The sequence below is a fragment of the Kitasatospora sp. Root107 genome (assembly GCF_001424875.1).
GTDB lineage: Bacteria > Actinomycetota > Actinomycetes > Streptomycetales > Streptomycetaceae > Kitasatospora.
Genome location: NZ_LMCT01000004.1, coordinates 211,203 through 224,845, shown reverse-complemented (window position 1 = coordinate 224,845; position 13,643 = coordinate 211,203). Strand labels below are relative to the sequence as shown.

The 13,643-nt window shown below is 72.0% G+C and carries 10 protein-coding genes and 1 tRNA gene; 7 read left to right on the top strand and 4 right to left on the bottom strand.

Features of this window, described 5'->3' with window-relative positions; translation table 11 throughout:
• The first annotated feature begins 191 nt into the window (after positions 1-191).
• The 3 genes from ASC99_RS06190 to ASC99_RS06180 all read left to right on the top strand — a co-directional run bounded on the left by ASC99_RS06190 (position 192) and on the right by ASC99_RS06180 (position 2,598).
• Positions 192-998, top strand: coding sequence for an MBL fold metallo-hydrolase (locus ASC99_RS06190; RefSeq protein WP_057229114.1), 807 nt, complete (start codon positions 192-194; stop codon positions 996-998).
• 279 nt (positions 999-1,277) lie between these two features.
• The gene (locus ASC99_RS06185) at positions 1,278-2,129 is read left to right on the top strand and encodes an aldo/keto reductase (protein WP_057229111.1); all 852 of its coding nucleotides are present in this window, start codon (positions 1,278-1,280) and stop codon (positions 2,127-2,129) included.
• A 46-nt stretch (positions 2,130-2,175) separates the two neighbouring features.
• Positions 2,176-2,598 (top strand): nuclear transport factor 2 family protein, encoded by a 423-nt coding sequence (locus tag ASC99_RS06180; RefSeq protein WP_057229110.1) that lies wholly within the window; start codon positions 2,176-2,178, stop codon positions 2,596-2,598.
• A 36-nt stretch (positions 2,599-2,634) separates the two neighbouring features.
• Here ASC99_RS06180 and ASC99_RS06175 read toward each other — a convergent pair whose 3' ends face one another.
• Entirely contained in the window at positions 2,635-3,213 is a 579-nt protein-coding gene (locus tag ASC99_RS06175; protein ID WP_063856990.1) for a potassium channel family protein, read from the bottom strand.
• A 343-nt stretch (positions 3,214-3,556) separates the two neighbouring features.
• Between ASC99_RS06175 and ASC99_RS06170 the strand changes: the two genes are divergently transcribed.
• A complete protein-coding gene (locus ASC99_RS06170) occupies positions 3,557-5,032 on the top strand; it encodes an APC family permease (protein ID WP_063856989.1) in 1,476 nt (491 codons plus the stop codon).
• Between the two features lie 4 nt (positions 5,033-5,036).
• Here the strand turns inward: ASC99_RS06170 and ASC99_RS06165 are convergent, their stop codons facing one another.
• Genes ASC99_RS06165 through ASC99_RS06155 form a run of 3 tightly spaced genes read right to left on the bottom strand, consistent with a single transcriptional unit; the run spans position 5,037 to position 9,905 of the window.
• Positions 5,037-6,776, bottom strand: coding sequence for an ABC transporter ATP-binding protein (locus ASC99_RS06165; RefSeq protein ID WP_057229106.1), 1,740 nt, complete (start codon positions 6,774-6,776; stop codon positions 5,037-5,039).
• Positions 6,773-8,554: an ABC transporter ATP-binding protein gene (locus ASC99_RS06160; RefSeq protein ID WP_057229104.1), complete on the bottom strand. Its 1,782-nt coding sequence runs from the start codon at positions 8,552-8,554 to the stop codon at positions 6,773-6,775. The genes ASC99_RS06165 and ASC99_RS06160 overlap by 4 nt, the downstream gene beginning before the upstream one ends.
• Positions 8,555-8,612: 58 nt before the next feature.
• On the bottom strand, positions 8,613-9,905 hold the full coding sequence (locus tag ASC99_RS06155) for a M48 family metallopeptidase (RefSeq protein WP_057229102.1): 1,293 nt from the start codon (positions 9,903-9,905) through the stop codon (positions 8,613-8,615).
• A gap of 146 nt (positions 9,906-10,051) precedes the next feature.
• Here ASC99_RS06155 and ASC99_RS06150 point away from each other — a divergent pair, with 146 nt between their 5' ends.
• The 3 genes from ASC99_RS06150 (at position 10,052) to ASC99_RS06140 (ending at position 13,635) form a co-directional block, all read left to right on the top strand.
• Positions 10,052-11,470, top strand: coding sequence for an NAD(P)/FAD-dependent oxidoreductase (locus tag ASC99_RS06150; RefSeq protein WP_057229100.1), 1,419 nt, complete (start codon positions 10,052-10,054; stop codon positions 11,468-11,470).
• A gap of 117 nt (positions 11,471-11,587) precedes the next feature.
• A complete protein-coding gene (locus ASC99_RS06145) occupies positions 11,588-13,273 on the top strand; it encodes an FAD-dependent oxidoreductase (RefSeq protein ID WP_057229098.1) in 1,686 nt (561 codons plus the stop codon).
• A 277-nt stretch (positions 13,274-13,550) separates the two neighbouring features.
• A tRNA-Ser gene (locus ASC99_RS06140) sits at positions 13,551-13,635 on the top strand.
• Positions 13,636-13,643: the final 8 nt, after the last annotated feature.

Sequence of the window (13,643 nt, the reverse complement as noted above, 5' to 3'; positions counted from 1 at the left end):
GTCCGCCGACCCGGTCACGTTACAGCCTGATGTCCTGCGGCTCCCAGCGGCAGCCGTCACCTGCGCGGCAGTGCCGTTCCGGGCGGTGGCAGGGCCTCCCGGTCGGCTGGCCGGGTCCGGGCCCGGCCATGAGACTGGCCGCACGGGCGCGATGCACCGGCCCGATCCTTCGTGAACGTAAGGAGCTCCGCATGAGCACGCTCGACCACACGATCCTCGACCTCGACTTCCCGGCCGGCGCGAAGGCCAAGACCGCCACGCTCGTGACGGGAGAGACCGACGCACTGCTGGTGGACGCCGCCTTCACCCGCGCCGACGGACACCGGATCGCCGCCGCGGTGCTGGACTCCGGCAAGACGCTGAAGCAGGTGTTCGTCAGCCACGGCGACCCGGACTTCTACTTCGGTGCCGAGGTCATCGCCGACGCCTTCCCCGACGCCGTCTTCACCGCCACCCCCACCGTGCTCGACCACATCAGGCACAGCTACGAGGGGAAGCTCAAGGCCTGGGCCGACACCGGCGTCAACCTGCCCACCCGTTTGGTCGACCTCCAGCCGCAGACCCAGGACATCTCACTGGAGGGTCACGTCTTCCAGCTCAAGGGACAGCCCGCCGAACTCCCGATGCACGGCTACCTGTTCCAGCCCGAGACCCGGTGGCTGCTGGGCGGCGTCCTGGTCTTCTCCGGCCAGCACGTGTGGGTGGCCGACACCGCCACCGATGCCCAACAGGCCGCCTGGATCAGCCTGTTGGACGAGATGGAGGCCCATGCTCCCCGTCTCGTCGTACCCGGCCACCGTGCCCCGGGCGCACCCGCCGACATCTCGGCGATCCGGCACACTCGCGACTACCTGAAGACCTTCGCCGACATCGTCGCCGCCACACCCGACGGTGACACGGCTACGGCTGAACTGTTCAAGCACTACCCGGAGTTGAGCTTCGGTATCGCCGCACAGCTCAGCCCCAAGGTGGTCAAGGGCGAGATGCCCTGGGGCTGACGACGACGGGTCCGGGGTCGCGGATGCCTCACCGCCCGCGCAGCGCGGGGATGCGGTCCGTACGCGCTGCGCCGACCACGGTGCTCGGCGGAGGCGGTCGGCAGCAGGAGCGGTCGGGATGGTCTGTCTGGGACTCGTCGTCGTCCTGGGCGCCGGTGAGGGCCCTGTCACTACCCCCGTCCGTCACCCCCTGGCACGGCTCGACCTGCCACGGGAGGCGAGAGCGAGCGAAGGTGGACTGTCACGAGCTTCGCACTCTCTCCGACCGAAGGAAGTCCCATGCAGAACGTCACGCTGAACAACGGCGTCGAGATGCCGGTCCTCGGCTTCGGCGTCTACCAGATCCCGCCGGAGCAGACCGAGAAGGCCGTCACCGACGCCCTCGCGGTCGGCTACCGCCTACTCGACACGGCCGCCGCCTACCAGAACGAGGAGGCCGTCGGCCGCGCCATCAAGAGCAGTGGCATCCCGCGCGAGGAGCTGTTCGTCACCACCAAGCTGTGGATCCAGGACGCACCCGCGCAGCAGAACACCCGGCGTGCCTTCGAGACCTCGCTGGCCAAGCTCGGCCTGGACCACCTCGACCTGTACCTGATGCACCAGCCCTTCGGCGACGTGTACGGCCAGTGGCGCGGCTTGGAGGAGCTCAACCGCGAGGGCCTGGCCAGGGCGATCGGCGTCGCCAACTTCTACCCCGACCGGCTCGTCGACCTGGTCGTCAACAACGAGATCACACCGGCGGTCAACCAGATCGAGACCCACCCGTTCTTCCAGCGCACCGCCGACCAGGAGCTGATGCGTGAGCACGGGGTCCAGATCCAGTCCTGGGGCGGGTTCGCCGAGGGCAGGAACGACCTGTTCACGCACCCGCTGCTGAGCGGGATCGGCGCGAAGCACGGCAAGTCCGTGGCGCAGGTCGTGCTCCGCTGGCTGACCCAGCGCGGCGTCGTGGCGATCCCCAAGTCAATCCGCGCCGAGCGGATGGCGGAGAACTTCGACATCTTCGACTTCCACCTCACCGACGACCAGATGGCGGCCATCGCCACCCTCGACACCGGCGCCTCGCTCTTCTTCGACCACCGGGACCCCCAGATCGCCGCCCGGATGGGCAACCTGCGCCTGGACAGCTGACCCGGCAGACATCCACCCCGCCCCTCGTTCCAGGAGGACCCCAGCCATGTGCGAGACGACCGACTTCCAGACCTCCACCGCACCCGCCGACGTCGTACGCCGCCAGTACCTCGCCTCCGCCGGCGGTGACCTGGAGGCCCTGCGGGCCACCCTCGCCGACGACGTGGAGTGGACCGAGATGGCGGGCTTCCCACTGGCCGGCACCTACCGCACCCCGACCGGGGTCACCTCCGCCGTCATGGAGCAGCTGGGCAAGGAGTGGGACGGCTGGGCCGCCCACGACGACACCTACGTCGTGGACGGCGAGAACGTCGTCGTACTGGCCCGCTACACCGCCACCAACAAGGCCACCGGCAAGGACATCGACGTACGCGTCGCGCACCACTTCGTCGTACGCGGCGGCCGGATCGTCCGCTTCGAGCAGTTCGTCGACACCGCCAAGGTCCGGGAGGCGATGCCCGCCCGCTGATCCGCCCTGGTACCGGTCGGCCGGCCCGGACGCTGTTCAGGTGTCGTCGGCCTGCTCCCCCGGCTGGGGTGACGTCTCGTCGGCGTGGGTACGAGCGTTTGCCCGGGTGGTGAAGCGGGTGCGCAGCTGGGTGGTGAGTGCGCCGGCGGCGGTGGTGAGGAAGACCAGGTTGAAGGCGATCTGGAGCATGACCACCAGGCGGGCGGACTGGCCGGATGGGGTGATGTCGCCGTAGCCGATGGTCGACGTCGTGATCACGGTGAAGTAGAGGGCGTCGAGCCGGGTGCTCAGGTTGGTGAACTCGCCGTCCTGGCGGGAGAGCGCCAGGTAGGCGGCGGCGAAGATGACCAGCGACAGGCAGATCAGCAGTGCGATGCCGACGGCGGGCCGCCCCCGCCCGGAGGGCACCAGGACGTAGCGGACCTGACGCAGCAGCAGAAGCGCCAGTACGCCCAGCGCCACGGTGAAGCTGATCCAGCTGAGCAGCGGGTGGTCGGGGCCGAAGCGGCCCAGCGGGACGGTGAAGTAACCCGTCATCAGGACCACGGCGCTCAGTGGCGCCAGCAGCCACGCCAAGAGCACACCGTGGCGGGGGCCGCGCTGCTTCGGGTCCATGGGGCTCCTGCTTCTGCCGGGCTTCTGCCAGGGGCGGATCAGACTCCCAGCCTCCCGTCAGGACGGAGCGCTGTCCTGACGGGCTGTCGGCTGCTGGGCCGATCGGGTGGCCGGGGTGTTCCTCGGAAGCGGACCGGCGGCGCCTTGCATGCGGTGAAGGTGGTGCCGCCAGGCCCCGGCGCCAGGTGGAGTGTTTGCGCTGCGAGAACGGGGTCAGCCCCGGGGATCGTCCTCGCCGTCCCCGGTAGATATCAATCGCATGTCGGCCCCTTCCCTACTCTCCGGTCAGCGACTACCGTCTCCGACTAACAAAGTTAGTTTTATGACGGCAAGGTGGCACCGGATGACCGAGAGAACCGTCCCCTCCTCCGACGCCGAGGCGCTGGCCGCCCTCGGCTACCGCCAGGAGCTGCGCCGCAGCCTCGGCGTGCTCGGCAACATCTCGATGGGCTTCGCCGTGGTCTCCCCCGTGGTCGGCCTCTACGCGGTGGCCCAGGTCGGCATGAGCATCCAGGGCGGTGCCTGGATCTGGGCGCTGCCGGTCTGCCTGCTCGGCCAGCTGCTGGTGGTCGCGGTCTACTCCGAGCTGGCCTCGCAGTGGCCGCTGGCCGGCGGCGCGTACCAGTGGGCGCGGCGGCTGGTCGGGCCCGGCTTCGCCTGGATGAGCGGCTGGCTCTGGCAGTTCGCGGTGATGTTCGCCAACACCACGGTCGCCTACCTGGCCGCGCCCTGGCTCTTCGCGCTGGTCGGGGCCACCCCGACACCGGTCGGTCTGGTCCTGGTGGCCGCCGCCTTCATGCTCTGCTGCACGCTGGTCAACGCGTACGGCATCAACCTGCTGCGCTGGTTCGTCTCGGCCGGGATCGCCGCCGAACTGATCGCCTCGGTACTGGTCGGCCTGGCCCTGCTGCTCTTCTTCCGGCAGCACGGCTTCGCGTTGCTCACCGACAGCCTGGACGCCTCCGCCGTCACCGGCACCGGCGGGCTCGGCTCGCTGCTCGCCGTGATCGCGGTCGGCGGCTGGGCCTTCATCGGCTTCGACGCCTGCGTCTCCACCGCCGAGGAGACCAAGGACGCCGCCCGCCAGGTGCCGCGCGCGATGCGCTGGGCGCTGCTCAGCGTCGGCGTGGTGGTGATCCTGAACGCCGTCTCGGTGGTGCTCGCCCACCCCGACCCGGCCGCCGTGATCGCCGGTACGGACCTCGACCCGGTGACCACCGCCGTGGTGACCGGCTTCGGCGACTGGTCGGCCAAGCCCTTCGTGCTGGTGGTCGTGGTCAGCTTCACCGCCTGCCTGATGGCCTCCCAGGGCGGCGCCGCCCGGGGTCTGTACTCGCTCGCCCGGGACGGCGTCTTCCCGTTCTCCCGCCAGGTCCGCAAGGTGAACCGCCGTCAGGCGCCGATCGGCGGACTGGTCGCCGCCACCCTGGTCAGTGCCGCCGCGCTGCCGCTCGGCCTGGAGTCCACCGCGATCGGCAGCCTGATCACCTTCGGCAGCGCGGCCACCTTCCTGCCGTTCTTCCTGCTCAGCGTGGCCGCGCTGACCGCCAGGCTGCGCGGCACCTGGCGCCCGGCCGGTGCGGTCTCGCTCGGCCGCTGGGGCACCCCGGTCAACCTGCTCGCCGTGCTGTGGACCGGCTTCGAGGTGGTCAACATCTGCTGGCCACGCGCCGTCCTGGTGCCGCCGGGCGCCCCCTGGTACCAGGTCTGGGCCGCCCTGCTCGGCGTCGGACTGGTCACCCTGACCGGCTTCGGCTACCTGCTGCTGCGCCGCCCGCAGCGTCTGATGACCGCTCAGCCCGAGCCCGCCATGGCGTAACCGCTCACTGCTGCCAGGACCGCCAGAGCGCCGCGTACGGACCGTCGGCGGCGACCAGTTCGTGGTGGCTGCCGACCTCGCTGAGCCGGCCGTCCTCCATCACCGCCACCCGGTCGGCGTCGTGCGCGGTGTGCAGCCGGTGGGCCACCGCGATCACCGTCCGGCCCTCCAGTACGGCGGCCAGCGCGCGTTCGGTGGCCCGGGCGGCGGTCGGGTCGAGCAGCGCGGTGGCCTCGTCCAGGATCAGCGTGTGCGGGTCGGCCAACGCCACTCGGGCCAACGCGAGTTGCTGGGCCTGGGCGCCGCCGAGCCGGTGACCGGCCGGGCCCAGCTCGGTGTCCAGGCCGTCCGGCAGCGGGTGTGCCCAGCCCACCGCGTCCAGCGCGGCCAGCAGCTCGCCGTCCCCGGCCTCGGGGGCGGCGATCTGCAGGTTGTCCCGCAGGGTGCCGAGGAAGACGTGGTGCTCCTGGGTGACCAGGACGACCTGGCGGCGCAGCGCCTCCGGGTCGAGGTCCGCGATCGGCACCCCGCCGACCGTCACGCTGCCGGTGCGCGGCCGGTCCATGCCGGCCAGCAGCCGGCTCAGGGTGGTCTTGCCCGAGCCGGACGGGCCGACCACGGCGATCCGCTCCCCCGGACGGACCGTCAGTTCCACCCCGTGCAGCACGTCCGGGCCGCCGTCGTAGGCGTACCGGACGCCGGTGACCTCGATCCGGTCGTCGACCGGCGTGCCCGCGGCGGCGCTCGGGCTCCTGGGCGCCCCGGCGATCCCCTCCACCCGGGCGAACGAGGCGCCGCTGCTCTGGAGTTGCTCGATCTGCATCAGCACGACGTCCACCGGGTCGGCCAGCCGGCGCAGGTACATCGCGGTGGCCACCACGCTGCCCAGGCTGAGCACGCCGTGCGCGTGCAGCGGTCCGCCGACCAGCAGGACGATCGCCACCGGGACCAGATAGGAGGCGTCGATCACCGGGAAGTACACGCTGCGCAGGAACAGCGTCCGGAACCGGGCCCGGCGGGCGGTGCCGATCGCCAGTTCGGCGGCGGCGATCCGGCGCTGCTGGAGACCGAGCGCGTCCACCGTCCGGGCGCCGGCCGCGGTGGCGGCCAGCACCTCGGCGACGACCGAGTTGGCCGATCCCTCCGCCAGGTAGGCGGCCCGGGCGCGGCGCAGGTACCAACGGGTACCGAACCAGATGCCCGACAGGCCGAGCAGGCCGCAGGCACCGAGCAGCGGGTTGATCACGAAGACCGCACCGAAGATGAACACGACCTCGAGACCGGCGATGAAGATCTTCGGTACGGAGTCCCGCAGGGTGGTGCCGACGGCCGCCACATCGGTGGTGCCACGGGCCGTCAGATCGCCGGTGCCCGCCTGTTCGACCACGGTCGGCGGCAGGTCCAGGGCCCGGTCGACGAACTGTTCCCGGACCCGGGCGGAGGTCCGCTCGCCGATCCGGTGCCCGAGGTAGCGGGCCTGACGGGTGAACAGCAGTTGCAGCAGCGCGCAGAGCACCACGGCCGCCGCGAGCCGGTCCACCGCGGCCACGCCGCCGCCGTTGCCGACCTGGTCGACGATCCGGCCGAGCAGTGCGGGCCCGGCCAGCCCGGTGGCGGCGGCCAGCACGTTGAGCGTCAGCACCCCGCCCAGCGACCGGCGGTCCTGCCGGAGCAGGCCACGGGCGGCCCGGCGCACCTCGCGCACGCCGGCGACCGGGAGTTGGTGGTCGGTGGCGGTGCTCATCGGACGGACTCCTCGGCAGAACGCGGCGCGGGCAGGTCGGCGGTGGACGGCTCGGCGGGCGCTTCGGTGGGTGCTTCCTCCCGGGTGACCAGCGCCCGGTAGCCGGGGTGGTCGCGGAGCAGTTCGCGGTGCGGGCCGGTGGCCGCCACTCGGCCGTCGACCAGGTGCACGACGGTGTCGGCCCGGTCCAGCAGCAGCGGCGAGGTGCTGGTGACCAGGGTGGTACGGCCCGCCCGGAAGGTCCGGAGCCCGGCGGCCATCACCGCCTCGGTGTGCGAGTCGACGGCCGAGGTCGGCTCGACGGCCAGCAGGACCTCCGGGTCGGCCAGCAGCGCCCGGGCCAGCCGGAGCCGTTGCCGCTGCCCGCCGGACAGGTTGCGGCCCTCGGCCTCGACCGGCGACTCGAGCCCGGCGGGCAGCCCGCGCAGCACGTCCAGGGCGGCGGCCGCTTCGAGTGCCTCCAGCAGCGCCTTGTCCTCCCGGTCCTGTCGGCCGCCGAGCAGCTCCCGGAGCGGGCCGGCGAACAGCGCCGCCTCGTTGTCGGCGATCAGGATCCGCTCGCGCACCGTCGGCAGCTCGACCTGGTCCAGCCGGACGGTTCCCCAACTGGGGCTGTCCGCCGATGAGTCGGTGTCGGCGAACCGGGTCAGCCGGTCCACCACCGCGACGGCGTCGGCGGGACGGGCGCAAGCCAGCACGGTGAGCCGGCCAGGCAGCACCTCGACCCCGGACTGCGGGTCGAGGAGCGGCGCGGGGCCGTCCGGGGCGTCCGCTCCGGCGCTGCTCCGACGGGGCGTCAGGGTGAGGAACCGCACCGTACGGCGGGCCGCGACCAGCCCCCGGCTGACGTCCTGGCCGCCCTCCATCAGGAACCAGACCGGGATGTTCAGCGCCGCCGTGTACCCGAACACCGCGACCAACTCGCCGATGGTGATGGTGCCCTGGGCCGCCAGCCGGGCGGCGGCCCAGGTGACCACGGCCACGAACAGGATCGGCAGCCCGGCCCCGATCGACTGGATCCAGCTGGTCACCGCGCCGACCCGGTAGCCGTCCGCCAGCAGCAGCTGCGAGTCCTGCCGGTACCTGGCGGCGTACATCTCCTTGCCGCCGAGCCCGTGCAGCACCCGAAGGCCGCCGACCAGGTCCTCGAACCGGCCGGCCAGCCTGCCCTGCCGCTCGCGGTAGCGGGCCTCGGTCTCCTGGAGCCGGCCGAGCAGCGGCCCGATCAGCAGCGCGAGCGCCGGGACACCGAGCAGCACCAGCGCCGCCAGCAGCGGGGAGATCTCCAGCAGCAGGTACGCGACCGTCAGGTACGCGATCACCGCACCGACCCCCGGGCCGGTGAAGGTCAGGGCCGCGCTCATCCGCTGTACGTCGGAGACGCCGATGGTCACCAGCTCACCGGCGGCCGCCTGCCGGGACAGCGCCGAGCCGAGCCGGACGGCCTGCCGGACCACCACCCGGACGGTGCGGAAGGTGGCGTCCATCCGGACCTTGGTCATGGTGCGGTGCCGGGCGACACCCACCAGCGCGTTCAGTCCTCCGGCCACCACCAGGGCCAGCGACCAGCCGACCAGCGCGCCGGGGTGGTCGGCCTTCAGTCCGTCGTCGACTGCCCGGGACAGCAGGTAGGAGGGGAGGATCAGCCCCAGCATCCAGAGTGTGCCGAACACCGCCCCGGCCACCGACCGGCCGGGCTGACTGGCCACGAGCCACCAGAGGTACCACCCGGCGCTGCGCACGTCCGGCTCGCCCGGATCCTGATTTGGTTCGGTCACGGCCGTACCTTAGCCGCGCAGCCCGCCGCCGGGCCTCCGATTTTTCCGCCGCAGCAGGTCAGCCCACCAGCAGCTCTCCGGCCACCCGTCCCTGGGCGGGGGCCAGCTCGGCCTCCACCGCAGCCTGCTCGGCCGGGCCGAAGAACACCGGGTGCGAGTCGACCGGGCGACGGCCGATCAGCTTGATCCGCAGGTGGGTCGGCGGGTGCGTGGAGTCCACCGCACCTGCCTCCCGGACGGACAGCCGCAGTCGGCGCTCCCGCTCGAGCGGGGTCAGGCTGCCGGGCAGTGCGCCGAGTTGGGCCCACAGGTCCGCCTCGGGGCGACCGGCGTTCGGGCCGCTCCGCTGTCTCGGCAGGCTGCGGTAGCGGACCAGCACCGTCTCGGCGCTCGGGCTGAGCAGCAGCGTCTCGAGCATCTGCCGGGCCGTCTCGGTCGAGGTCACCCGGGCCGACAGCTCATCAGCCCGGTACTCGGCGGCCTGGCCGGACCGCACCGTGAGCCGGTTCATCAGTTCCAGCAGCCGACCCGTCAACCACTTCGGCACCGCCAGCAGCAGTTGGGCGAGGAACTGGGTCGGATTGATGATCAGGTGCCACTCCAACAATGCGGACACCGCCGAGCGCAGCCAGACGCCGCGCCGGTGGTCGCCGTTCACGTCATGCCCGAACTCGTGCCCGAGCAACGCGACCTGCTGCGGCGGGGTGAGCGTGCTCCAGAGCGGCAATCCGATCGACAGCACGCTTCGGCGGCGCAGCCCAGCCCTGGTGAACCAGGCGTTGAACTCCGCATCGGCCCGGATGTGGTCGACCGGCCGGGCGCCCACCTCCGTCGCCACCCGGTCCGCCAGCGCGTACAGCGCGGGCGCCTCGGCCCGGGTCAGGAAGGTCTCGTCCGGACGGATCCGGCCGAGCCGGGGCCGCAGCAGGAAGCAAAGCCCCAGGCAGCAGACCCCGACCACCCGCAGCGGCGAGGTCCCGAACAGCAACAGCGCCGTCGTACCGCCCCACACAGCAAACGTGACCAGGTGCACCAGCCCGGCCAGGGCCGACGCAAGGAGCCAACCCCGGTCGGCGGCGGCACCGTCACCGCTGAGCAGGGCGTCGAACAGTCCCTCCACCCTGGCCTGGGTCCTGCGCTTCCCGGCCTCCGTCCGGCGCTTCTCGCGCTCGGCCCGGCGGCGCTTCTTCGGATCCGACTCCCGGGCGGGTTCGGCCGGCTGGAGGTTCCATTCGCAGACCGGACACCAGACCGGGAACCGCTCGTCGGCTTCCAGTACGGCGGCGCAGTCCGGGCAGGCACTCGGGCTCGCGTGGTGGCGCGCACCGGGCGCGTCGACAGGGGTGGGCATGGGCCGGAATCATGCCAGACCGCGAGCGGGTGCCTCCGGGAGGGTGTGCGCCGTCGGCGACACGCCGGGTCCGGCACTGGCGGGCCCTGCCGCGCCGGGCCCAGGATGGGCCCGGTATCGGCCGATCGAGCGAGAGCGTGAAAGCGATGAGCCCCAAGCCCGAGCAGTACGACGTGGTGGTCCTCGGCGGCGGTCCGACCGGCGAGAACCTTGCCGACCGGGCCAAGGCCGCCGGGCTGAGCACCGTTCTGGTGGAGAGTCAGCTGATCGGCGGCGAGTGCTCGTACTGGGCCTGCATGCCGAGCAAGGCGCTGCTCCGCCCCTGGCTGGCGCTGGCGCACGCTCGGGCGCTGCCGGGCACCCGGGAGGCCGTCACCGGGAAGTTGGACGCCGCCGCCGTGCTGGCCCGCCGGGACGAGTTCACCTGGCACTGGCACGACGACAGCCAGGTCGAGTGGCTCAGCTCCACCGGCATCGACCTGGTCCGCGGCCACGGTCGGCTGACCGGCGAGCGGTCCGTCCTGGTGGACGGCGAACGGCTGCTGACGGCCCGTCACGCGGTGGCGGTCTGCACCGGCACCCGGGCCGCGCTGCCCAACGTGCCGGGACTGACCGAGGCCCGGCCGTGGACCAGTCGGGACGCCACCAGCGCCGCCAAGGTGCCCGGACGGCTGGCGGTGGTCGGCGGGGGCGTGGTCGCGGTCGAAATGGCCACCGCCTGGCAGGGGTTGGGCTCGCAGGTCACCCTGCTGGTACGGGGCGGCGGGCTGCTGGACCGGATGGAGCCGTTCGCCGGTGAGCTGGTCGCGGCGGGGCTGACCGAGGCCGGGGTGGACGTCCGGCTCAACACCTCGGTGACCGAACTGGCCCGGCACGGCGGCGAGGTGACGCTCACCCTCGGGGACGGCAGTACGGTGGTCGCCGACGAGGTGCTGTACGCGACCGGTCGGGTGCCGCGTACCGACGACATCGGTCTCGAGTCCGTCGGTCTCGAACCCGGGTCCTGGCTGGACGTCGACGCGTCCTGCCTGGTGCGGGCCGTCGAGGGCGACTGGCTGTACGCCGCCGGGGACGTCAACCACCGTGCGCTGCTGACTCATCAAGGCAAGTATCAGGCCCGGATCGCCGGTGCCGCGATCGGCGCCCGGGCGGCCGGCTCGGCCGTCGACACCTCGCGCTGGGGCCCGCACGCCGCCTCCGCCGACACCGCCGGAGCACCCCAGGTGGTCTTCACCGAACCGGAGGCGGCGGCCGTCGGCCTGAGTCTCGCCGAGGCCGAACGGGCCGGGCTGCGGGTCCGCGCCGTCGACCAGGAGATCGGCAACGTGGCGGGCGCCTCCCTGTACGGCGACAACTACCGGGGGACGGCCCGCCTGGTGGTCGACCTGGACCGGGACGTGATCGTCGGCGCGACCTTCGTCGGCCCCGCCGTCGCCGAACTGCTGCACTCCGCCACCGTCGCCGTGGTCGGCGAGGTCCCGGTCGCCCGGCTGTGGCACGCCGTTCCCGCTTATCCGACCATCAGCGAGGTCTGGCTCCGGCTACTGGAGAGCCTGCGGGGCTGACCCTTCGCTCGATGGCGGGAAAAGGTGCGCATACCCAGGACCACCTGATGGTTCGTGTGCTACTTCATAGAACTGTCAGAGCTCGACGTCGAGTTGACATTCCTGGAGGAGCACACGATGCACCAGCCGGACGATGCCACTTCCCGCCGTTCCTTCCTGAGCCTGGCCGGGGCCGCCGCCACCTCGGCCACCCTGCTGCAGGTGATGACCGGAGCCGCCCCGGCCACCGCCGCACCCGCCACCGACGGGCTGGCCAAACCGGCCCCGAGGGTCGGCAACGGCCGGACGGTGGCGATCCTCGGGGCCGGCCCCGCCGGTCTTGCGGCTTGGCTCAAGTTCACCGAGGCCGGCTACCGGGTGACCGTGCTGGAGGCGCAGGGCCGGGTCGGCGGCCGCACCCTCACCGCCCGCCCCGGCGACCAGGTCAGCGAGGTCTGGGCGGACGGCTCGGTCCGCACCCAGACCTGCCGGTTCGACCAGGACCTCTACCTCAACCTCGGTGCAGGCCGCATTCCGTACGTCCACCAGCGGATGATCGACTTCTGTCGCAGGCTCAAGGTCCCGCTCGAGCCGTACATCCACACCACCACGGCCAACCTCTTCCAGACCGACCAGGCCTGGCGAGGCGCGCCCAGGCCCAACCGCCGGATCGCCAACGACACCCGGGGCTACCTCGCGCAGTTGCTGGCCCAGGCCATCCCGAAGGCCACCCCCGGCATCGACGCGCTGACCCCGGCCCAGCGCGAGCAACTCACCAGCCTGCTGGTCGAGTTCGGCGCGCTCACGGGGAAGGACCACGAGTACCTCGGCTCCACCCGGTCCGGCCTCGCGAAGAACCCGACCGTGATGCAGATGGAGGAGCCGGTCGACCCGCTGCTCCTCGGCGACCTGCTGGCCAGCGGGTTCTGGCAGCAGAGCTTCTACCAGGACGCCGAACTGCACTGGCACACCACGTCGTTCCAGCCGGTCGGCGGTATGGACAGCACCTGGCGCCACGCGGCCGCCGCCCTGCCCGCCGGCACGGTCAGGTACAACGCTCCGGTCCACGGCATCCAGTTGGACGGCACCGGCGTGCAGGTCGGCTGGACGGAGGACGGTGCCGACCGGGTCGACCGGTTCGACTACTGCCTGAGCAACATCCCGATCCCGGTGCTGCGCAAGCAGGTCGCCCTGCACGGCTTCACCGACGACTTCCGCTCGGCCGTCCAGGACACACCGTTCGCCGCCGCCTGCAAGGTCGGCTGGCAGGCCAACCGGCGCTTCTGGGAGTCCGAGCGGTACCAGATCTTCGGTGGCATCAGCTGGATCGACCACGAGATCACCCAGATCTGGTACCCCTCCAACGACTACTTCTCCCCCACCGACAAGGGCACCCTGACCGGCGCCTACAACTCGTACGTGAAGGCCGAGACGCTGGGTGACCGCTCGCACGAGGAGCGGCTCGGCGTCGCCCGCAAGGGCGGCACCAAGCTGCACGACGAGCTGGCGAGCAACGCGATCGTGCCCGACGCGCTCGGTATGTCGGTCGCCTGGCACAAAGTGCCCTACCAGCTCGGTGCCTGGGCCGACTGGATCCCGGAGCGGCCGGAGCACAAGAAGCTCTACTCGACGCTGATCTACCCCCAGGGCCAGGACAACTTCTTCGTGATCGGCGACCAGGTCTCCGCCCTCCCCGGCTGGCAGGAGGGCGCCCTGATGTCCGCCGAGTGGGCCTACGAGTGGATCGTCAACGGCAAGCGCGCCGTCCGGGCCCCGGTCCAGCAGGTCCCGAACTCCCGGGCGCTGACCACCGGAGAGCGCTGACCCTCCCGCAGAGCGGCTCCGCCGTCCGTACCGACCCGGTCCCGGACGGCGGAAGCGTGACGGCCGTTAATCCACTTGCCGGTCCCTGCGGTGCTGATGAAGAGTGAACCCATCAGCACCGGACAACGCAGAGAGGAACGCACCATGACCAGCACGCAGTCGTATCAGCGCTCCTCCAGTAGTGGACTCCCTGCGGCGTAGCGCCCGGCCGAACGGCCGAGCCGCCCAGGGGAGTTACCCCCAGGGCGGCTCTTTTTCTGTACGCCGCCCCATGCAGGGAGAGTTGGCCGAGTGGTAAGGCAGCGGCTTGCTAAGCCGTAGTCGGGTGCGAGCCCGCGCGCGTTCGATCCGCGCACTCTCCGCGTTTCCC

Bases quoted from the DNA above. Each gene is read 5' to 3' on its own strand.
- ASC99_RS06180 (WP_057229110.1), top strand. From the start codon at position 2,176: ATGTGCGAGACGACCGACTTCCAGACCTCCACCGCACCCGCCGACGTC.
- ASC99_RS06145 (WP_057229098.1), top strand. From the start codon at position 11,588: ATGCACCAGCCGGACGATGCCACTTCCCGCCGTTCCTTCCTGAGCCTG.
- ASC99_RS06190 (WP_057229114.1), top strand. From the start codon at position 192: ATGAGCACGCTCGACCACACGATCCTCGACCTCGACTTCCCGGCCGGC.
- ASC99_RS06175 (WP_063856990.1), bottom strand. From the start codon at position 3,213: ATGGACCCGAAGCAGCGCGGCCCCCGCCACGGTGTGCTCTTGGCGTGG.
- ASC99_RS06165 (WP_057229106.1), bottom strand. From the start codon at position 6,776: ATGAGCACCGCCACCGACCACCAACTCCCGGTCGCCGGCGTGCGCGAG.
- ASC99_RS06150 (WP_057229100.1), top strand. From the start codon at position 10,052: ATGAGCCCCAAGCCCGAGCAGTACGACGTGGTGGTCCTCGGCGGCGGT.
- ASC99_RS06185 (WP_057229111.1), top strand. From the start codon at position 1,278: ATGCAGAACGTCACGCTGAACAACGGCGTCGAGATGCCGGTCCTCGGC.
- ASC99_RS06170 (WP_063856989.1), top strand. From the start codon at position 3,557: ATGACCGAGAGAACCGTCCCCTCCTCCGACGCCGAGGCGCTGGCCGCC.
- ASC99_RS06155 (WP_057229102.1), bottom strand. From the start codon at position 9,905: ATGCCCACCCCTGTCGACGCGCCCGGTGCGCGCCACCACGCGAGCCCG.